The 21,251-nt window shown below is 61.7% G+C and carries 15 protein-coding genes; 5 read left to right on the top strand and 10 right to left on the bottom strand.

The annotated features are described in order from the left end of the window. Nucleotides 1–16 precede the first annotated feature (16 nt). Nucleotides 17–877: a copper homeostasis membrane protein CopD gene (gene copD, locus POF45_RS03835; protein ID WP_259494580.1), complete on the bottom strand. Its 861-nt coding sequence runs from the start codon at nucleotides 875–877 to the stop codon at nucleotides 17–19. Between the two features lie 3 nt (nucleotides 878–880). After that, a complete protein-coding gene (gene copC, locus POF45_RS03830) occupies nucleotides 881–1,246 on the bottom strand; it encodes a copper homeostasis periplasmic binding protein CopC (RefSeq protein WP_259494579.1) in 366 nt (121 codons plus the stop codon). Nucleotides 1,247–1,387: 141 nt separating this feature from the next. Between copC and POF45_RS03825 the strand changes: the two genes are divergently transcribed. The 3 genes from POF45_RS03825 to POF45_RS03815 all read left to right on the top strand — a co-directional run bounded on the left by POF45_RS03825 (nucleotide 1,388) and on the right by POF45_RS03815 (nucleotide 7,174). Beyond that, entirely contained in the window at nucleotides 1,388–2,008 is a 621-nt protein-coding gene (locus POF45_RS03825) for a TetR/AcrR family transcriptional regulator (RefSeq protein ID WP_259494578.1), read from the top strand. Between the two features lie 216 nt (nucleotides 2,009–2,224). Then, nucleotides 2,225–4,336, top strand: a complete 2,112-nt coding sequence (locus POF45_RS03820) for a hybrid sensor histidine kinase/response regulator (protein WP_282315113.1) — start codon at nucleotides 2,225–2,227, stop codon at nucleotides 4,334–4,336. A 201-nt stretch (nucleotides 4,337–4,537) separates the two neighbouring features. Then, on the top strand, nucleotides 4,538–7,174 hold the full coding sequence (locus POF45_RS03815) for an excinuclease ABC subunit UvrA (protein WP_282315112.1): 2,637 nt from the start codon (nucleotides 4,538–4,540) through the stop codon (nucleotides 7,172–7,174). A gap of 1,346 nt (nucleotides 7,175–8,520) precedes the next feature. Here the strand turns inward: POF45_RS03815 and POF45_RS03810 are convergent. From POF45_RS03810 to POF45_RS03780, 7 genes are all read right to left on the bottom strand, one after another. Then, a complete protein-coding gene (locus POF45_RS03810; RefSeq protein WP_282315111.1) occupies nucleotides 8,521–10,464 on the bottom strand; it encodes a response regulator in 1,944 nt (647 codons plus the stop codon). Then, nucleotides 10,454–11,329: a sensor histidine kinase gene (locus POF45_RS03805; protein ID WP_259494573.1), complete on the bottom strand. Its 876-nt coding sequence runs from the start codon at nucleotides 11,327–11,329 to the stop codon at nucleotides 10,454–10,456. Before POF45_RS03805 ends, POF45_RS03810 begins: the two co-directional genes overlap by 11 nt. Then, nucleotides 11,322–12,332: an ATP-binding protein gene (locus tag POF45_RS03800; RefSeq protein WP_282315997.1), complete on the bottom strand. Its 1,011-nt coding sequence runs from the start codon at nucleotides 12,330–12,332 to the stop codon at nucleotides 11,322–11,324. The genes POF45_RS03805 and POF45_RS03800 overlap by 8 nt, the downstream gene beginning before the upstream one ends. Continuing rightward, entirely contained in the window at nucleotides 12,329–12,733 is a 405-nt protein-coding gene (locus POF45_RS03795) for an anti-sigma regulatory factor (RefSeq protein ID WP_259494571.1), read from the bottom strand. Before POF45_RS03795 ends, POF45_RS03800 begins: the two co-directional genes overlap by 4 nt. Next, nucleotides 12,730–13,092, bottom strand: coding sequence for an STAS domain-containing protein (locus POF45_RS03790; protein ID WP_259494570.1), 363 nt, complete (start codon nucleotides 13,090–13,092; stop codon nucleotides 12,730–12,732). Before POF45_RS03790 ends, POF45_RS03795 begins: the two co-directional genes overlap by 4 nt. 4 nt (nucleotides 13,093–13,096) lie before the next feature. Beyond that, nucleotides 13,097–13,948 carry an STAS domain-containing protein gene (locus POF45_RS03785; protein ID WP_259494569.1) on the bottom strand — a complete coding sequence of 284 codons (852 nt, stop codon included), beginning with the start codon at nucleotides 13,946–13,948 and terminating at the stop codon, nucleotides 13,097–13,099. Between the two features lie 256 nt (nucleotides 13,949–14,204). Further along, the gene (locus POF45_RS03780) at nucleotides 14,205–14,726 is read right to left on the bottom strand and encodes a DUF4142 domain-containing protein (RefSeq protein WP_282315110.1); all 522 of its coding nucleotides are present in this window, start codon (nucleotides 14,724–14,726) and stop codon (nucleotides 14,205–14,207) included. Nucleotides 14,727–14,932: 206 nt separating this feature from the next. On the opposite strand from POF45_RS03780, the gene POF45_RS03775 reads away from it, so the two are divergent. Beyond that, complete coding sequence (locus POF45_RS03775; RefSeq protein WP_259494567.1) at nucleotides 14,933–15,175, top strand: DUF465 domain-containing protein; 243 nt, start codon at nucleotides 14,933–14,935, stop codon at nucleotides 15,173–15,175. Between the two features lie 115 nt (nucleotides 15,176–15,290). Continuing rightward, nucleotides 15,291–15,455 (top strand): hypothetical protein, encoded by a 165-nt coding sequence (locus POF45_RS03770; protein ID WP_259503310.1) that lies wholly within the window; start codon nucleotides 15,291–15,293, stop codon nucleotides 15,453–15,455. A 79-nt stretch (nucleotides 15,456–15,534) separates the two neighbouring features. On the opposite strand, the gene POF45_RS03765 is transcribed toward POF45_RS03770, so the two are convergent. After that, the gene (locus POF45_RS03765) at nucleotides 15,535–21,126 is read right to left on the bottom strand and encodes a dermonecrotic toxin domain-containing protein (RefSeq protein ID WP_282315109.1); all 5,592 of its coding nucleotides are present in this window, start codon (nucleotides 21,124–21,126) and stop codon (nucleotides 15,535–15,537) included. Between the last annotated feature and the right edge of the window lie 125 nt (nucleotides 21,127–21,251).

Raw genomic sequence — 21,251 nt, 5'->3', positions numbered from 1 at the left:
ACCGTGAATCTGCGTTTCAGGACGCAATCATCGGCGGCAACGTACCCAGCAACGACACCGCCGCCACCGCCCCCATCCCCAGCAGCCATTCGAGAATCACGCTGGTCTTGAGCATGCCGACCCGCTGTTCACAATCCTTGATTCGCAACCGGTTGAACAACGCCAGCCCCAGCATCACCGCCACCAGCAGCACCTTGATCAACAGGATCAAGGCAAAGCCGGACAACAGCGGCGTCGGCCAGAACGCGCCGGTCAGCACCCGCACATTGATCAGCCCGGTGATCACCAGCCCCGCCACCAACGCATAACCGACCCCACTGAACCGGCGTAACACCGCGCTCAATGAGTGGCCATCGGGATGACGCAAAATCATCACCAACAGCATCAGGCCGCCCAGCCAGATGCCGACGCAGGTCAGGTGAATGATCTGGTTGAGAATCAGCAGTTGCCCGCTGAGCCCGTCGAGCATCGCGCCGTGGCCCACGGGGGCGAGGGTCGCCAGCAGCAGGCTGGCGAGGCCGATTCGCAGCGGCGCATTCGGGCGCCATGGCGACAGCAGCAACGCCATCAGTACACCGTTGAACAGCAGATGTGCGCTCCAGACCTGACCGAAAAAGGTGTTGCTCAAGACCAGGCCCAGGGTCGACGGGTCGAATGCCGCGTCCCAGGCACCGGCCATGCTGGCGGTGATCAGCAGCAACCAGCCCACGCCGCTGACCAATGCTACAGCGGTCAGCCAGACGCTGACCCGCGCCAGGCGCCGGTCCAGATTCACTGCCTCACCGCTGAGCAGCAACGGCCTGAAAATCCAGGCCCCGAACAGCATCAACACCACGGTGAAATGCAGGAAACGGCCCAGCACCAGCGCGTCACTCATGAATTACTGACCCACCTTGAAGCTGTAGGCGCCTTCGCTTTTGTGGGTGTCGACCGATACCGCATGCCATTCGACTTTGTAGTCACCTGCTGCCAGAGGCGCTGCCGGGGTGACGATCAGGGTTTTCTTGTCCGCGCCTTCGGTGGTCAGGCTTTTTACCGCAACGGCAGCACCGTCCTTGGTCAGGCTGACCTTGGTGAAGCTCGCTTCGACGCCTTCGGAAAACACCAGGCGCAAGTCCGTTGGTGCGGCCACGGTGCTGTCGGCGGCCGGGGTTTCACTTTTCAGATGAGCGTGGGCAAACACCGAAGAGGCGGCGAGCAGCGAGCCGAGCAGGGCGGTGGTGGTCAGGGTTTTCTTGAGCAGCATGGGGAAATACCTCTGAGGCAGGATCGAAGAAGCCAGCAGTTTACCTGCCGCAAGCGCGCTGTACGAAGTTTCGTTTCAGGCTGTCGCCGGGAGGCCAGAGCGGGTGCTAGTCTTGGGCATTGCTGTTGTCAGGGAGCCCTCATGGGCAATCACAAGATCGAGATTCGTCGCAGTAACGTCGAGAAAATCCTGCTGGGCGCCGAGAAGGTCTTCGCCGAAAAAGGCTTCGGCAGTACCGCGATGGCGGACATTGCCGCCGAAGTGCAACTGCCGCGCTCCAACCTGCATTACTACTTCAGCACCAAGAGCGAGCTCTACAGCGCGGTGTTGTTCGACCTGCTGGAAGTGTGGAAACAGGACGCGCTGTGTTTCGAGATGTTCGACGACCCGCGCGTCGTTCTGAGCAGCTACATCCGCGCCAAGATGAACCACTCCCGTAGCCGGCCCTACGGTTCGAAAGTCTGGGCCAACGAGATTATTCATGGTGCCCCGACGCTGGGTGAGGCGCTGGATGTCAGCCTGTACGACTGGGCCAAGATGAAGGAAGCGAAAATCCGTCAGTGGGTGGAGGATAAACGCATCCTGCCGATAGAGCCTTCAAGCCTGCTGTACATGATCTGGGCGTCGACCCAGCATTACGCCGATTTTGACCACCAGGTAAACATCATCAACGACCACCAACCGCTGTCGGACATGCAGTTCGAGCGTGCGGTGCAGACGGTGACGAGTGTGATATTGCGCGGGATCGGGCTGGAGCCCTGACCCTGCGAACCCGTGGGAGCGAGCCTGCTCGCGAAGGCGGTGGTACATTCAGCAATGATGTGACCGAGGCGCCGCTTTCGCGGGCAGGCTCGCTCCCACAGGTCATCGGTTCACCACAAAACCTGGTGACTGTGAATCAGCTATACCTCAATGAAACCATTGGCATCCCCGATGCTCGAAACAACGGGCGTCATCACAGGAAGACAGAGTCAGTCGATGCAGTTTCTATCTGATAGCCACGGGTGTGCCGGCTGGCGCGGCGAAATGGCCGGGCGTATCCGTGCGTTTGACTGGAGCCAAACCGAACTGGGCAGCCTCGACGCCTGGCCGCAAAGCCTGTGCAGCGCAGTGCAGCTGATGCTCGCGTCCCCACTGCCGATGGTGATGCTCTGGGGGCACCCCGGCTACATGATTTACAACGATGCCTATTCCGCCTTTGCCGGTGGCCGTCACCCGTACCTGCTGGGTTCACCTGTGGAATTGGGCTGGCCGGAAGTGGCGCAGTTCAACCGGCATGTGCTGGACACCTGCCTGGCCGGTGGCACCTTGTCCTATACCGGCAAGGAGCTGGTGCTGTTGCGCGACGGCGTTCCGGAAGACGTCTGGCTGGATCTGTATTACAGCCCGGTGGCCGACGATGGTGGACGCCCTGGCGGGGTGATGGCGATGGTGGTCGAGATCACCGAGCACGTGATCTCCGAACGCCGGCGCCAGGAAGCCGAAACCGCTTACCGTGCCGACAACGAGCGGGTGCGCCTGGCTCTGAACGCCGGGGCGTTGCTCGGCTCGTTTGTCTGGGATCTGAGAACCGATGTGCTGTCCGGCGACGAGCGTTTCGCCCGCACTTTTTCCTATCCAGAGCACCACAACCTGGCCAACTTGCCCGCGCACATCGCCGAAGCGCGGATTCATCCCGATGATCAGGCCTGGGTCAAGGAGCAAGTCACTCAAACCGTGGAAACGGGTGCCCCTTACCATGCGGAATATCGGGTCCTGCGCCCCGATGGCAGTTACCTGTGGGTCCTGGCCAGCGGCTGCTGCGAGTTCAACGAGCAGGGCGTGCCGCTGCGTTTCCCGGGCGTATTGATCGATATCCACGAACGCAAGAGCGCCGAAGAATCATTGCTCAAGTTCACCCGCAATCTGGAACAGCGAGTCGCCGAAGAAGTCGATGCGCGGCTGGCGGCGGAAGAGCAGTTGCGTCAGTCACAAAAGCTCGAAGCCATCGGCGGGCTGACCGGGGGCGTGGCGCACGACTTCAACAACCTGCTGCAAGTGATCGCCGGCAACCTGCACCTGCTGGCCCGCCACGAACCGGATAATGCCAATGTACAGCGTCGTGTCCGAGCCTCGATTGCGGCGGTCGAGCGAGGGGCCAAGCTGTCATCGCAATTGCTGGCCTTCGCCCGTCGTCAGCCGCTGTCACCGGCGGTCTGTGATCCACGGCAGGTCTTCGAAGGTTTGGCGGAACTGTTGCAGCGAGCGCTGGGGGAAACCATCCAGCTGGATGTGCAACTGCCTGCCGAGTCCTGGCATATCCACGTGGACCGCAACCAGTTCGAAAACGCCATACTCAATCTGCTGATCAATGCCCGCGACGCCATGAACGGTGAGGGGGTCATTGAGCTGGAGGCGCAGAACATTGTGCTCGATCGCCGCTTCTGCGCCGGCAAAGGCATCGTCGCCGGTGACTACGTGCGGGTGATGGTGGCGGACAGCGGCGTGGGCATGCCGCCTCAGGTGCTGGCTCAGGCATTCGAGCCATTCTTCACCACCAAGGCCGACGGCCAGGGCACCGGCCTGGGGCTGAGCATGGTGTTCGGTTTCGTCAAACAGAGTGGTGGGCACATCGAGATGTCGAGCGTGGTGGGCGAGGGCACCCGGGTGCAGGTGTACTTTCCTCGCAGCCTGCGACCATTGACCGGCGAAAACCTGGCGCACGGCTCGGCACATCAGGGCGGCCACGAAAGCATTCTGGTGGTGGAAGACAACGAAGCGGTGCGCAGTTCCGCGGTGGAACTGCTGCGCGAAGAGGGCTATCAGGTGCATACCGCCATCAATGGCGACATGGCCATGCAGATGTTGCTGGAGGGCCTGGCAGTGGACCTGATTTTCACCGACGTGGTCATGCCCGGTCTGATCAAGAGTTCCGACCTGGCGGCCTGGGCCAAGGTCCAGGAGCCCCCCGTGGCGGTGCTGTTCACCTCCGGGCATACCCGCGACATCATTTCGCGCAACCACCAACTGAGCCCGCATACGCATTTGTTGAGCAAGCCGTATGGGCCAGAGGGGCTGGCACAGATGGTGCGGATGGTGCTGAGTAGCTAATGCAGCGCACCATCCCCTGTGGGAGCGAGCCTGTGTCGCGAGGGAGCTTGCTCTCGCTGGATCGCGCAGCGACCCCAACTTCTGAGCTTGGGGTTTGTCAGAAAGATCTCGGATACCGATTTCAGGACTGCTGCGCAGCCCAGCGGGAGCAAGCTCCCTCGCCACACAGGCATCACCTTTAACCTGAACCAAGGCTGACCCATGACTTCCAGGCACACCCCCAGCCCACCTTCCAACATGGTCAGGGTGCGCGGCGCCCGGGAACACAACCTCAAGAACGTCGATGTCGACATCCCCCGGGACTCGCTGGTGGTGTTCACCGGAGTCTCCGGTTCCGGCAAGTCGTCGCTGGCGTTTTCCACACTGTATGCCGAAGCCCAGCGCCGCTATTTTGAATCCGTGGCGCCTTATGCCCGGCGCCTGATCGATCAGGTCGGCGTGCCGGACGTGGACTCCATCGACGGCCTGCCGCCAGCGGTGGCCCTGCAACAGCAGCGCGGCACGCCGAGTACCCGCTCCTCGGTGGGCAGCGTGACGACCCTGTCGAGCCTGATCCGCATGCTCTATTCCCGCGCCGGCAGTTACCCACCGGGGCAGCCGATGCTGTACGCCGAGGACTTTTCGCCGAACACGCCGCAAGGCGCATGCCCCGAATGCCACGGCCTGGGCCGTGTCTACGAAGTCACCGAGGCGCTGATGGTGCCGGATCCGAGCCTGACCATTCGCCAGCGTGCAGTGGCGTCCTGGCCGCTGGCCTGGCAAGGTCAGAACTTGCGCGACATTCTGGTAACGATGGGCTATGACGTGGACAAGCCCTGGCGCGACCTGCCGAAAAAACAGCGCGACTGGATTCTGTTCACCGAAGAAACGCCCACGGTGCCGGTGTACGCCGGGCTCAGCCCCGAAGACACCCGCGTGGCCCTCAAGCGCAAACTGGAACCCAGTTATCAGGGCACGTTCAGCGGCGCCCGGCGCTACATCCTGCATACCTTCACCCATTCCCAGAGCGCCTTGATGAAGAAGCGCGTCGCGCAATTCATGCTCGGCAGTCCCTGCCCGTTGTGCGACGGCAAGCGGCTCAAGCGCGAAGCGCTGTCGGTGACGTTTGCCGGTTATGACATTGGCGAGCTGTCGCAGATGCCGTTGCTGCAAGTGGCACAGGTGCTCAAACCGGTGGCCGACGACGCCTACCTGCAACAAGCCGATGAAGCGGGCGAAGTGCTGACTCACCAGCAAACCCGTGACGCCCGCGAACGGCGCGTGGCCCACGGCGCCAGCGGCCACGCCAACGCCCCCGACGTGCGCCATACGCCGAACCTGTCGGTGGAAAAACGCCTGGCCGCGCAACGTATCGCCCAGGACCTGCTGGAACGGGTCAGCACCCTGACGGATCTCGGTCTTGGTTATCTGGCGTTGGAGCGAAGCACGCCGACGCTGTCGTCCGGCGAACTGCAGCGTTTGCGGTTGGCGACGCAATTGGGTTCGCAGTTATTCGGGGTGATTTATGTACTGGACGAGCCGTCCGCCGGCCTGCATCCGGCTGATGGCGAAGCATTGTTCGAGGCCTTGCAGCGCCTCAAGGCTGCGGGCAATACGTTGTTTGTGGTCGAGCATGATCTGGAAACCATGCGCCGCGCCGACTGGCTGATCGATGTCGGGCCAGCGGCGGGCGAGCATGGCGGACGGGTGCTGTACAGCGGGCCGCCGTCCGGTCTGGCGCAGGTAGACGAGTCGCAGACCCGCGCCTACCTGTTCGCCGACCAGGCCCCGCAGTCACGCCCCGCACGAAAGCCGTCGGACTGGTTGCGTCTGGAGGGCATCAGCCGCAACAACCTGAACAGCCTCACTGTCGAGTTCCCGCTGGGCTGTTTTACGGCGGTGACCGGCGTGTCGGGTTCAGGCAAGTCGAGCCTGGTCAGTCAGGCGCTGCTGGAGCTGGTGGGCGCGCACCTGGGGCGCGTGGTGAATGACCGTGAAGCAGAAGAATTGAGCCTGGAAGACGATGCCCCGCAAGTCAGCGACGGTCAAGTCACCGCCGGCCTGGACGCGATCAAGCGACTGGTGCAGGTCGACCAGAAACCCATCGGCCGTACGCCGCGCTCCAATCTGGCGACCTACACCGGGTTGTTCGACCAGGTCCGCAAACTCTACGCCGCCACGCCCGAGGCGAAAGCGCAAGGCTACGACGCGGGGCAGTTTTCGTTCAACGTCGCCAAGGGCCGTTGCCCGACTTGCGAAGGGGAAGGTTTTGTCAGCGTCGAGTTGCTGTTCATGCCCAGTGTCTATGCGCCATGCCCGACCTGCCACGGCGCCCGTTATAACCCCCAGACGCTGGCGATCAGTTGGCAAGGCTTGAACATCGCGCAGGTGTTGCAATTGACGGTGGACGAAGCGGTGCCGGTGTTCGCCGAGCAACCGGGAATTCGTCGCTCGCTGCAAGTGCTGAGCGACATCGGCCTCGGTTATCTGCGCCTGGGTCAACCCGCCACCGAGTTGTCCGGCGGCGAAGCCCAGCGGATCAAACTGGCCACCGAGCTGCAACGCAACGCACGCGGCGCGACCTTGTATGTGCTGGACGAGCCCACCACCGGTTTGCATCCTCGGGACGTGGATCGATTGCTGGCGCAATTGAATGTGCTGGTGATGGCGGGGCATACGGTGATCGTGGTCGAACATGAAATGCGTGTGGTGGCCCAGAGTGACTGGGTGATCGACATGGGACCGGGGGCAGGGGATCAGGGCGGGCGGGTGGTGGTGGCCGGGACGCCGCAGAAAGTGGCGGCGAGCAAGAAGAGCCGGACGGCGCCGTTTTTGGCCCAGGTCCTTGGCAATATCTGATCAAACGCCGACCCCTGTGGGAGCGAGCTTCTGTGGCGAGCGAGCTTGCTCGCGCCGGGCTGCGAAGCGGCCCCAAAATCTGCGACAAACCACAGACTTTGTGAGTGCTGCGCGCTCAAGCGGGAGCAAGCTCCCTCGCCACAAAAAAACCTCGCTCCTACGCAGTGTGGTGGCCCAGGTCCTTGGCAATATTTGATCAAACGCCGACCCCTGTGGGAGCGAGCGTCTGTGGCGAGCGAGCTTGCTCGCGCCGGGCTGCGAAGCGGCCCCAAAATCTGCGACATACCACAGACTTTGTGAGTGCTGCGCGCTCAAGCGGGAGCAAGCTCCCTCGCCACAAAAAACCTCGTTCCTACGCAGTGTGGTGGCCCAGGTCCTTGGCAATATCTGATCAAACGCCGACCCCTGTGGGAGCGAGCTTCTGTGGCGAGCGAGCTTGCCCGCGCCGGGCTGCGAAGCGGCCCCAAAATCTGCGACATACCACAGATTTTGTGAGTGCTGCGCGCTCAAGCGGGAGCAAGCTCCCTCGCCACAAAAACCTCGTTCCTACGCAGTGTGGTGGCCCAGGTCCTTGGCAATATCTGATCAAACGCCGCCCCCTGTGGGAGCGAGCGTCTGTGGCGAGCGAGCTTGCTCGCGCCGGGCTGCGAAGCGGCCCCAAGATCTGCGACAAACCACAGACTTTGTGAGTGCTGCGCGCTCAAGCGGGAGCAAGCTCCCTCGCCACAAAAAAACCTCGCTCCTACGCAGTGTGGTGGCTCAGGTCCTTGGCAATATCTGATCAAACGCCGACCCCTGTGGGAGCGAGCTTCTGTGGCGAGCGAGCTTGCTCGCGCCGGGCTGCGAAGCGGCCCCGAAATCTGCGACATACCACAGACTTTGTGAGTGCTGCGCGCTCAAGCGGGAGCAAGCTCCCTCGCCACAAAAAACCTTGTTCCTACGCAGTGTGGTGGCCCAGGTCCTTGGCAATATCTGATCAAACGCCGACCCCTGTGGGAGCGAGCTTCTGTGGCGAGCGAGCTTGCTCGCGCCGGGCTGCGAAGCGGCCCCGAAATCTGCGACATACCACAGACTTTGTGAGTGCTGCGCGCTCAAGCGGGAGCAAGCTCCCTCGCCACAAAAAAACTCGTTCCTACGCAGTGTGGTGGCCCAGGTCCTTGGCAATATCTGATCAAACGCCGCCCCCTGTGGGAGCGAGCTTCTGTGGCGAGTGAGCTTGCTCGCGCCGGGCTGCGAAGCGGCCCCAAAATCTGCGACAAACCACAGACTTTGTGAGTGCTGCGCGCTCAAGCGGGAGCAAGCTCCCTCGCCACAAAAAATCTCGTTCCTACGCAGAGAAGGGGTAATCAAACTCCATCAATCGTGCGCCGCACCTTGTCCAGCAGCTCGCTGATCTGAAACGGTTTCACCAGCATTTCCATTCCTTCCCCGAGAAACATCTGACGATCAAGGGCGTTCTCGGCATAGCCGGTCATGAACAGAACCGGTAGCCCCGTGCGCCAGCCACGCGCCACATCCGCCAGCTCGCGTCCGCTCATGCGCGGCAGGCCGACGTCGGTGAGCATCAGGTCGATGGAGTGATCGTTTTGCAGACGCTCCAGCGCCGCTTCGACGTCGCTGGCCTGGGTGCAGCGATAACCGGCGTCCACCAGCACTTCAGCGACGAACATGCGCACCGACGGCATGTCTTCGACGATCAGCACATGTTCCCCCGAGCCTTGCGCGTCCACCACCGAGGGTTCGGGCTCACGGGCGGTCGGGTCGGCGCTGGCGGGCAACATGATGGTCACTTCGGTGCCACGGCTGGCGACGCTGCGGATGTGCGCATCACCCCCCGATTGTCGGGCGAAGCCGTAGATGGTCGACAGCCCCAGCCCTGTGCCCTGGCCCAGCGGCTTGGTGGTGAAGAACGGATCGAAGACCTTGTCGATCACGCTGTGTTCGATGCCGGTGCCGTCGTCGCGCACCGCCAGCGCCACATAGGCGCCGTCCGCCATATTGGGGTCGCCGTGGGAGTAGGCGGCGTAGGTGCTGACCCAGATATTGCCACCCTTGGGCAGCGCGTCACGGGCGTTGATCACCAGGTTGAGCACCGCGCTTTCCAGCTGAATCGGATCGACCAGCGCGATGGCGGATTTTGAGGTCAGTTCCAGCTTCAGTGCGATGCGTTCGCCGATGGTGCGCACCAGCAATTCCTCAAGCGAACGCACGTGTTCGTTGATGTCCACCGGGCGCGTGTCGAGAGGCTGTTGGCGGGCGAATGCCAGCAGGCGATGGGTCAGGGACGCAGCGCTCATGGCCGAGTTCAGGGCCGCCTCGGTGTAGAACTGGACCTTGTCGGTACGGCCACCGGCAATGCGCTTCTGGATCAGCTCCAGGCTGGTGATGATGCCGGTGAGCAGGTTGTTGAAGTCATGGGCGATGCCGCCGGTGAGCTTGCCCAGCGCATCCATCTTCTGCACTTGCAACAGTTGTGCTTCGGTGCGCACCCGCTCGGCGACTTCCTTGGCCAATTGCGTAGTGGCATCGTCAAGTCGTGCCAGGTGCGAGCGTTCGCGGTGACGGTGTTCGGTCACGTCCTCGACGAACACCAGGCTCAGCTCCGGCGTGCGATAGGGCGAAATCTGCCACTCGGTTTCGCGAATCTGGCCTTCGACGCGCATGTTCAACGTGCCTCTCCAGCGTTCACCGTAGGCCAGGCGCAGGCGCAACTCATCAAGCACTGCGTCCTGATCCTCGGCAAAGCACTCGCCGAGGCTGTCCGGGTCGCGATTGTCCTGAATCAGCTGGGCAAAGGCGTGGTTGCATTCGTGGACTTTGAGGCTGGCGTCCATCACCGCGATGGGCGCCGAGACGTTGACGAAGATCTCGCGAAAACGCGCCTCGCTTTCGCGCAGGGCGTTCTCGGTATCGCGTACCCGCAGCAGGGTGCGCAGGGTTGCCAGCAGCACGTCCGGGTCCACGGGGTGAATCAGGTACGCATCGGCGCCGGCATCCAGGCCGGTGATGATGTCGCCGGTCTGAATCGAGGCGGCGGACACATGAATCACCGGCAGCAGCGCGGTGCCTGGCTCCGAACGCAGTTTGCGCACGATGTCGAAACCGCTCATGTCCGGCAGGTTGACGTCCAGAATCAGCGCGTCGATCCACTCGTTGTCGATCAGCGCGAGCCCGTCGCCACCGGTGCCGGCTTCCAGCACGATGTAGCCATGCAGTTCCAGACGCCGACGCAGGGCGTAGCGGGTGGCGACGTTGTCGTCGACGATCAGCAGGCGGATGTCACGTTTCATCGACAGGCTCCACGGCAATGGCCAGCGGGATGATCACGAAGAAGGTCGAACCGACCCCTGGCGTGCTCTCGACCCCGACTTCGCCGCCCAGCAGCTCAGCGAAGCGTTTGCACAGGGACAAGCCCAGGCCGGTGCCGCGCAGGCGTTTTTGCAGGGGCGAATCAACCTGGGAAAAGTCCTCGAACAATGCACCATGCAATTCGGCAGCGATACCGATTCCGGTGTCGCTGACGGCAAAACGCACATGGTCTGCGCCTTCGAGGCGAGCCGAAACCCGCACTTCGCCACGGGTGGTGAACTTCAACGAGTTGGAAATGAAATTGCGCAGGATCTGGGCCAGCTTCTTGTCGTCGGTGAACAGGCGCGGCAAACCCGCCGGTTCTTCGAAAATCAGGTCCACGGCGCTGGCATCGACGATCGGGCGAAACATGCCGCGCAGGGCGGCGAACAAATCGAACATGTCGAACCAGGCCGGGGAAATGGTGATGCGACCGGCTTCGATTTTTGCCAGGTCCAGCAAGTCATCGACCATGTCGCTCAACTCGCGGGCGGCGGTGCTGACGAAGGCCACTTGTTTGTGCTGTTCAGGGCTCAGCGGGCCGTCAAGCTCGTCGGTCAACAGGCTGGCGATGCTCAGGATCGAACCCAGTGGCGTGCGAAATTCGTGGCTCATGTACGACAGGAACCGGCTTTTGAGGTCCGACGCCTGGCGCAGTTCTTCGGCCTGGTTGTCGAGCTCGGCATACAGCGCCAGAACGCCTTGATTGGTTTCATCCAGTTCTTCACGCAGGGCGTCGGCTTCGCCTTGCAAGCGGCGGATCAACGCGTTCTGTTCGTCCGGTGTCAGGTTCGGCGACTCAGTCATGGGCGGCCTCCAGGGCAACGACCAGCACCGTTATGTCGTCCCGGCCGCGAGAGAAATCGCGGTTCAGGACGGCGGCTATCACGGCCGGGTGGCGATGCACCAGGCCGGGGTAGTCTTGCAGGTTCCAACGGGACTGCAGGCCATCGCTGTACATGATCAATAGATGTCCATTCACGTGAGCATAGTCAAAGGGCTGGGCTTTTCGGTATTGGCCACCGACGATACCGGGGTGGGAGGCCAGGCCACGGGACTTGTCCGGGGCAATCAGGCTGGCGCCGATATTGCCGATTCCGATGAATGTGAGCGTGCCTTGGCGAGCATCGTATTGCGCAATGGCCACTGCGCCGCCACGGGTGCCGATCATGCTGCGATGCAGGTCTTCCAGCAACAGGGTCGGCGAGGCGAAGGGGTCAAGGGCAAATGCCTGCTCCCCGGCACGGCCTGCGCGTTCGGCTTCTTCGCCATGGCCCAGGCCGTCGATCACCAGCGCGCTGATGTTCGCCCCGTCAAAGGCCAGATGCCAGACATCGCCGCACGCCGCCATGTTATGCAGCGAGTGCTGACTGACGCCCAAGCGCCTGTCCGGCGCCTTGTCGGTGCGCGAATACAGACGCGCCAGCAACACCGCGCCACGGGCATCGGCATACACATCGAAGACGTCGGTCTGGCGCGAAACGGCGCCAAGGCCGATGCCCTGGGTGCCGCCGGTGGAAAATCCGTCCGCCAGGCACGCGTGCAGATCGAATCCCTGGGCACGGTCCACTGCCAGTATCTCGATGCCAAAACCGTTGGCCCGGGGCAGGGCGCGCAGGTGCAGTTCACCGTGTGTCGCGTGTTTGAGCACGTTGCTGGCCAGTTCCGTGGCCACCAGCGCGACGCGCCCGGCGTCGGTGGCGTCGAAGCCATGCTGCTCGGCCAGCCTCTGCGCAGTGCGCCGGGCATGGCCGATCTGGCTGCTGTCTTCGACCGGCAGCACGAGGGTCAAGGTGCCGCCGATATTCATGTCCATCGGGTAATCGTTATGCGTGTGCCTTTGCCGGGCGCGGTGTCGAGTTCGAACTCATCCACCAGCCGTTTGGCCCCGGTCAAACCCAGGCCCAGGCCGCTGCCGGAGGTCCAGCCATCGGTCATTGCCAGTTTGACGTCGGCAATGCCGGGACCTTCGTCGCGAAACGTCAGGCGCAAGCCAACCCTGGCGTTTTCATCGAGGATCTGCCAGTCCATGTCTCCGCCACCGCCATAGACCATGGTATTGCGCGCCAGCTCGCTGACGGCGGTGACGAACTTGGTCAGGTCAATCAGGCGCATGCCGCACTCGGTGGCCAGTTTGCGCGCGGTCTGGCGGGCCAGCACCACGTCCTGTTCGATGTTGATCGGTTGGGAACCGCTGCTGCGCAGGGTCATTGCCGCTGTACCCGGGCTTGCAGCAGTTTCATCCCGCGCTCGACGTTCAACGCCGTGCTGACGCCGGGCAGGGTCAGCCCCAGTTCCACCAGGGTGATCGCCACCGCCGGTTGCATGCCCACCAGCACGGTTTCGGCGTCCATGATTTTCGACAGGCCGGAGATGGTGCCGATCATCCGGCCAATGAACGAGTCGACCATGTCCAGCGCCGAGATATCGATCAACACGCCACGGGCGGACGTGCGGCTGATGCGTTCGGACAAGTCGTCCTGCAAGGTCAGCGCGAGCTGGTCATGCATGTCGACCTGGATGGTCACCAGCAGAAAGTCGCCCATCTGCAAAATAGGAATTCTGTCCATCGGCTTAAACTGCCTTGGTGACGGTGATTCCCAGACGGGTCAGGGCCAGCTTCAGCGCATCAGCCAGGTTGGCCTTGGTGACCACGCCTTGCAGGTCAAGCCCGAGGTGGACGATGGTCTGGGCGATTTGCGGGCGCACGCCACTGATGATGCAGTCGGCACCCATCAGGCGAATGGCGGTCACGGTCTTGAGCAGGTGCTGCGCCACCAGGGTATCGACGGTCGGCACACCGGTGATGTCGATGATGGCGATTTCCGAACCGGTATCAACGATGCGCTGCAACAGCGACTCCATCACCACCTGGGTGCGCTGGGAGTCGAGTGTGCCAATCATCGGCAGGGCCAACACGCCGTCCCACAGCTTGACCACCGGGGTCGAGAGTTCCAGCAGTTCTTCCTGCTGACGCTGGATCACCGACTCGCGGGATTTCTGGAACGTGCGGATGGTGTGCATGCCCAGCGCGTCGAGCAGCTCCGAGACTTCCCAGAGTTGTTCGGCCAGCACCGCCGGGTTTTCTTTGTAGTGGCTTTGCAGCAGGGCGAACATCGGGCCCTTGAGAGAGAAGATGAAGCTGGCAGTCTGGTGCGAGTCCTGGCCGAGCAGGGCGCGGCTGTGGGACAGCTTTTCCAGGAACTGGCGGGTTTCGTCCCAACCTGGCGAGCTGATGTTGGTGCCGTTGCCGTTTTCTAGACCACGGGTGACCAATTGCAGAAACTCCGAAGTTTGCTGCCTGAGGTCCTGTTCCTTGAGATTGCGCGTGGCGCCGCTGGATTCGAGGCCGTTGGTCCATGCGCTGAGCAGTTGCGTCTGGTTGTTTTTCATCGCATCGAGTGTGCTGATTTGCAGTGCTGCCATGTGCTGAGCTCCTGAAGAAGTAACGCCGACTCCCCAAAAATTGATCGACGCGATTCAATGACATTTGCCGTATGAAATAGTTGTTCGCCCGGGACAGGATTTTTTTCTCCCGCGCAAAACTTGCGATAACTCTAGTAGGCGCTGCCCAAGGCTGCCCGGCGAAGCGAACACAAAACCTGTGGGAGTGTGGTGTTCTGTTGGATGACGTGCATAAAAAAACCGCCCCAATCGAGGCGGTTCTTTCGTTTCAGGCCAATCATTTGCTCGGATGCGCAGCCTGCAGTTTCTTCGCCATGTCCAGGTGCTTTTGCAGCGCCGGCAGCATTTTCTGGGCGAAGCCTTTGAGTTCGGTCGCGCCTTTGACCTGATCGTCAGTCACCGTGTCGGCTTCCTTCTTGAACAGGGCGATGGTGTCTTCGTGGGCCTTCACCTGATTGTTGGCGTAGGCCGCATCGAACGAGTCATCGCGCATGTCGAGAATTTTTTCCTTGGCCTGTTTCACCAGGGTCGTGCTGTCCGGGACCTTGATGTCGTTTTTCTGGGCAATGGCTGCCAGTTCGTCGTTGGCCTTGGAGTGGTCGGTGATCATCATGTTGGCGAAATCCTTGACGTCCGCCGATGAGCTTTTTTGCAGGGCCAGGCGACTGGTTTCGATTTCCGAGATCCCGCCAGCGGCCGCGTTGTCGACAAAGTCATTGGAAGTGGCCGCAAACGCGGTGCCCATGCTGGTGCTCAAGGCAACGGCCAGGGCGAGGTGGCGCAGGGTAAATCCGTCCATTGGTTATTCTCCACACGGGTTTCATGGGCGATCGAATGATCGTTACTCTGTGGAGGCTTATGCCTGGGCAAAGGTTTTATCGCATTTGCGACAGGACGACGAACGGGCATCGCCATGGTCGACAGAACCGGCCAACCAAGGCCATTCTGAGGGTTGGCGAACGCAATCGATCGCGTTTGCTACCGATCAACAAACGGAGGTGTTCCATGCCGGTGACCCATGACCTTTATCAGGATCTGAAACGCTCGAAGGAAGAGATCCAGCAAAAACGCGCCGAGGATCCGTTACTGGATTCGCTGATTGAAAAGTATTCACGAGCGGATGCGGAGGTGGTCAAGGCCGAAACAGCCCAATCCGACGCGCCCAGCGACGACGCGTTGAGGAAGCTCAAGGAGAAGCGTTTGCTGGTCAAGGACAAGATCGTCAGACAACTCCAGGCGCCGTCCTGAGCAGTCCTCAGTGCCACCAATGACCGGTGCCTGAATAAATATTCGGAACGACGTGACCCGCCGGCACCTCGAAAGATCAGAGTCCGATTTTTTCAGATTCCCTGCGAGGTGCCTCATGAATCGTCCAAAATTCCCCAGCGAACAACAGGGCGGCTACGATCCGATCCCGACCCATCCGCAGCCTTTGAGCCCGGAACACTACACCGAGCATCCCGAAGAAGAACCGGGGCTGGATGAGCCGCCGGATGATGAGCGGCACCCTGAAAAATCCGATCACTGATTCGTTTTCCGTGGTCGCCACCGGGCTGTTCAGAGCGCGTTGACTGATAACAGTCAGCGCGCTTTTTTGCATGCGTGCCTCAAAAAACCGGTTGGAAATGCAGGCGGGCCAGGGGCTTGCCGATATCACCGCGCCAGATGGCGTCAACCGTGCCTGCGGTTGCAGCCTGTCGCTGTTGCCATTGCAAGCCAAGATTGCGCTGCTCCGGGAGTTTCAGGTGGGCCTTGACGAACAGGTCGAATTGCTTCGGCTGCGCCGTGTCGAAGTGGAAATGGGCGTACCACAGCACGGTGGGTGGTGCTGTCCTCAGGTCCTGCACGACAAACTCCTGAAGAAAATCTCGCCTGCCGTCCACTCGGCGATCCATTTCGCGCAGGACGCCTTCTTTTCTTATCTGCACCACGCCTTCTTGCCGCAAATAATCCAGATACCCTTCGGTGGGCGTCTTGCTGGCCATGGACTGTTGAATACGCAGGGTGCGTCCTTTGGCCGTGAGGAGGTTGGCCTGGCGACGTAATTCGACCAGCACGGTGGCGTTCGCGTCGAGTGCCTCGATGTTTTGCGCACGCAGATTCAGGGCGGCGGCTTCACTGGTCATCATGTATTGAAGGTCGACGGGGGCCATGCCTCTTTTGGCATAGTCATTGATTTTCTCGACGTAGCTTCCCAGCGCTTCCAGCCTGTTTTGTGCGTCGGCCTGCAACGCGCCCAGATTCCCCGGGGCAGGCTTGGGGGCGGGCGCCAATACCGAGTTGCCCACGCGACGGAATTTGCCGTTGTCGCCTTGCACCCAGGTTTCGACGCTGCCCCGCGCCGTGGACAGCGTGTAATACCGGGTGTTGGTGGTCTGGTCCCAATGTTCTGTACCGATCAGCAGACGGTTGTCTTCGCTTTCGAAGACCCTTTTGCCGGTGGTGCCAGGCGCCACCTCGGGGGCGGACCTTTGCAGAGCGTTCCTGGCACGGTTGGCGAGTTTTTCCAGTTCGTCCATCAGCAGCGCCATGTGATTGTCATCGAAATGCCGGGCGTAACTGGCGGTCCAGTAGTTCATGTCTCGACGGAAGTTGTCATAGACTTCAATGCAGTCGTTGAGTATGCGGTTACGCTGGATTTTTCCCGCGCTCACTTCCAGCAGGTTTTTGTGCATGGTCAGTGCCACCCGAACCCGGAGCTCTGCTTCAAGGAACGGCGTGCGCAGGTAGAGCCAGGAGCTGTCGGGGGGCTCGGCATATCGCATGACCAGGCCCAGCAACTCGGACGTTCTCATGTAGTTGAGGTTGGCCTCCGAAAAGTTTCGGTTGATGACTTCCCGGTTGTGGGCCAGTTTTTTTCGCTGGGCGTCGATGGTAACGCGCCTGCTCCAGGTGTTCATCTGTTGCACGCGGGTGTCGAGTTGAAGAATTTCCCGCAGGTTCTGTTCTTCGAGCACTCTGATGCGCTTGCGCAGTTGAATGCGTTGTCCAGCGGCACCCTCAGGCAGTGCTTCCACTTCGCTGGCGAGGCTTTCCAGCAGGTCGTTGGTTCTGTCGATCCGCCGGGCACTGAACAGCACGCCGCGCTCATGGTTCTGCGCCAGGTCGACGGCGAAGTCGCTCTGCGCTCTGAGCGTGTCTCGGCCTCTGTTGCCGTGGCTCAACGGCACTTGCTGTTGCAGATTGCGAAAGAGCCGTTCGGCCATGTCCGAGCATCTGGCGATGGCCGCTTCGATGGCCGGCTCCAAGGCCGCTTGAGCCGTGGCGTCGGCGGCGTTATAGCGCGTCATCATTTCGCCCAGTGCCTGATGCTGGGGCGTGTATTGGCTGTATTGGGACCTCAGGCTGCTTTGCAAGGCTTCCATGCGCCTGGCGGCGGTGTTGGTCCACCAGTTCGGCAAGCGCTCACGAATGGCCAGCGGCCAGATCGGGTCCAGCACATCCGCCATATGTCGCAGGGCGCTACCGCCCCCCGCCAGACCGCCGTCAACCAGTACGCCAAACACCGCGCCATGGGTATTCCATTCTCCGGCTTCATCCAGGGTAATGGGCTGTTTATAGGTGCGCGTTCGCGTCCCGCTCAGCCGCCAGGTCTGGGGGGCGCCGCTCAGTTCGATCTGATAGATACGGCCCTGGCTGACAACGAAGTCACCCAATGGGTGGCGATAGACATGGCGGTAGAGACCGTGTGTTTCGGGTTGCAGGCCCGTCAGGGATATTGCCTGCTCGTACTCGTAGCCCTTGAAACGCTCCACGCCTGCCCGTGCCGCCCGACTGGCCGGGACCCGGGCGCTGCGAATACCTTTGGACAGCGTTCTGAATTGGCGCTGGCGGGTCAGCAGGCGAGCGGCTGCCGGCGCGTTTACAGACCCGGGCAGGATGTCCATGGCCGCGTCGATGAATGACAAGAGGGTGGCTTCCACTTGTTCCAGCCCTTTGACCGCATCGCCGCGCAGGAAGGCAGAGGTGGCCAGGTTGATGCTGGTCCAGGCGTCGTAGAGGGCGATGGCGCTTCCTGCAAACGGGACCAGGCTCAAGGCGATTCTCAGGTACTGGAACACCATGCCGTACTCCAACGTCCGGCGTTCCATGTCAAGGCTGGCGTTGGAGTGCGAGGTGGCACGCAGGGCTTCGATCATGCGGCCCATGCGGGCGTGCAGCAGATGGCGGGTCAGTGACGTGTGGGACGGCCAGGCCAGGCCCGTGGCGATCATGGCGTCGAAGTTTTTCAGGTGGGCTTGAGTGATCCGCGCCACATGGGCATGGAAGTCGCCGAGCAGGGCGCGTCCAGCCAGGTAGCGCTGCATGTCCGGCTTCAGCGTCAGGTTGAAGAGCGCCAGGCGGGCCAGCTCAAGGCTTGCGTATTCGCGCAGGGGAACGTTGTCGGGGCTGTCCGGCAGATAGAGCAGCGTCAATCCCCCAACCTGTTCTTCGATGAAGGTGACGCCGCTCAGGCCGGTTGAAAAATTGCCGGTATCTCTTCCTCCTGCGCTGAGGGACGCAGGCACCAGGCGGATGCGTTTGCCGTTGGCTTGCCAGGCCTGCGCGGTGTCGGCGTCGATGGCCGTATCAAGAATGGCCAGGCCTGCGTCGCTAATACCGATGGTTGCGTTGGTGGCGCGTTGCAGACGGGCGAACCGGCCTTGCAATCGGAGCAGCAGGCGCACTGGTTCGCTCAGGGCTTCCTGGCGGTATTGCGTCTCGAAAACCGGCTCGTCGCTGTTCCCCATGAATGCATGACGGATCAGGTTTTCATAGTGCTGTGGCAGGTCCAGGCTGGCGGCCAGCTTGATCACGTAGGACGCTGTGATTCTGCTGCGCAAGGTGGCCAGTTCGATGCGATTCTCGGCTGTGGCCTCGACCTGAAGGAAATAAAGGCGTTCAGACAGCTCGGGATCGACGTTGCGCATCATCACATCCAGCAGAGAGAGCGTGCTGCGTTGTTTGCCCGGCTTTTTCTCAAGCTTGAAGGGCGTGCCCGGGCCTGCATGCTCGCTGATCAGGACCCGTTCAGTGGTGACCGAGTCGGGCAGGTTCAACTGAACGTTGAAGCGTCCGTGCAGGTTGAAATCGCTGCGTAGCCGGTCATGGAGGCGAGGTCTGCTGAAGTCCTCGTAGGTGGGTACATGGCGTTCGAACACTTGATGGGAACGGCGCATGGCGACGATGTACGCCTCGATCAGCGCCTTGATGTCCACGCGCTGCTCTTGCGTCACGTCGTTGAGCCACTCGGGTGGCGCCCCGGCCAGGCGACTGCTGTTGATTTGTTCCAGGATCATGGCAAAGGCCATGGATCGGGCCGCATGGACCGGCACCAGCAGCGTGTGCAGGGTATGTTCGCGCAGTTTTTCCAGCTCGCTGACGCGCAGCCCGCCGGCGGTTCGGGCAGGGTAGCGTTTTATCAGGCGAGTCGCGGCTTGCTCGGCGCCATACAGTTGGCTATCGAGGCTGTAAATAAACGGTGTGTTGAGCAGCTCCTTGAATTCGACGGTCTGATGCGCTTCGTCAGGCTGGATCTTCAGCAGTGATTGCTCCAGCACCTGGCGTGAAGCAAACCGCTGCAAACCACCGCCCTTGCCGGGCCAGTACAGCAGCACGCTTTGCGGGGCAAGACGATCGCGCAGCACGGCCGCGGGGGCGATCAGCAAAGCACCGGACAACTCTCCCGTTTGCGGCAGGTCGCTGGCATTGTCCGGTTCGGGGTTGGGCAGGTACAGGGTGGCGACGCTGACATCAAGGGTGCGGCTGGCCCAATGCGCTGTATCGAGGACGGCAACCACCCAGTCGTGTTCGGTCTGATCGATCTGTCCCAGCGCCCGTTGCAGGGCCGCTTCGGCGCGCAGCCCGGTCAGTCGGGCGAGTTGCAGGGCGGTGTAATACGGGTTTGGCTGGCGGCGCAGATCAAGCCACTGCGAGGGATCGGTTTTTTCCAGCAGGCCGGTTGCGGCGGCATAGGCCTCCTGCTCGGCTTTATCCAGCGCGTCGAATGAGGCCTGGAGGGCGGCGAGCCGAGCAGTGTCCGGGGCTCCCTGAACCGCGTCCCCAAGCACGGCCTCCAGTGCGTTCTGTTGTTGCCTGACCGATGCCAGACGGCTGTTGAGGTCGATATCGGGCGTCAGATTGCCGAAGGGTTCAGGTGTGATGTCCTCCTCGTCCACCTGTAAGGTCGACGGCAGGGCGAACAGCGGTGTGGTGCGGCGCTGACGGTCGAACAGGTCGGCATTGTCCATCGCGTGGGGACCATACTCGACCAGGCTCTTGCCATGACCGTTGAAATGGCCGTTGCGCAGGCTTTCTCTCTGAATCTCATAGGCATGGAGCAACAGTTGTTCGATGCCGTTTTTCAGCGGTTGTGAGTCCAGCGTGTATTCGACGCGGGTGCCATTGACCAGCGGGTTGTCGGGGATCAATTGCTGTTGCGGGTCAATTAGCCATTGCTCCATTTCCGAGCGCAGTCTGAACCGGTGCAGGGCCGGTTTGCGGGACGCCAGGTACAGCAGTTGTTCTTCGTTGCGCGCGGTGGCGACGGTCAGGACCCAGCTCCCGGGCAATTTGATGCGGCTGTCGTCAGAGCGCTTCAAGGCCAGTTGCTCGGTGACGAGGGGCGGGACGTCGTTTACTGGCTCCTGCGCCGGATCGACAACCCTGCGCATCAGGGCCAACTGCGCGGCATCCATCTGCCCCAGTGCGAATGCCTGGTCGGCGCAGGCGTCGACATGTTCACTGTACGCTTGGGCGACCTGGGCACGGCACGATAACGGGGAGCGGGGCGCACGGCTGTTCCAGTAGGTGCTCCAGCGCTCCTTGAGAAACTCATCGAAGTCCAGTGTCTTGAACGTCTGCAGCCACTCCACGGCGCCACTGTTGAACCGCGGGTGCTTGCTGTCGAGACCGACCGACACGCACTGTTGATCGAGTGAGGCGTCTATGTGCGGGTATTGCAATACGTAGGCAAAGGCGTTCGCCAGGCTGACGAACGTCGCGGGTCGGCCATTGGCGGGCGGGAAATTCAGGCCGGCCGAGTTGGCGTCCACCTGCAGTTCCTGCTTGAGCAACAGATAGATTGTTTCGCTGACGGTAGGCGTATTGGCCATCAGTGCGTGCAACTGCTGACGACTGTTGAAGGACCGGCTCGCGGCATCGAGGGCCAGGTTCTGGTCTCGCAGATGCAGGAGCGGCAGAGACTCAAGGCGGTGCACAGTCCCCACCAGGGGGAGTGCTGAAAATGTATCGGTCATGGTTTATGGACTCAGATGGGGCAAGGAACTGATCCTTGCCGGGATGTCCATTTGAGGCGTATTGCCCTGGCCGCAGGTGGTACATA

It is taken from the genome of Pseudomonas fungipugnans, from assembly GCF_029955235.1.
GTDB lineage: Bacteria > Pseudomonadota > Gammaproteobacteria > Pseudomonadales > Pseudomonadaceae > Aquipseudomonas > Aquipseudomonas fungipugnans.
This window is presented reverse-complemented; position numbering and strand designations above follow the sequence as displayed.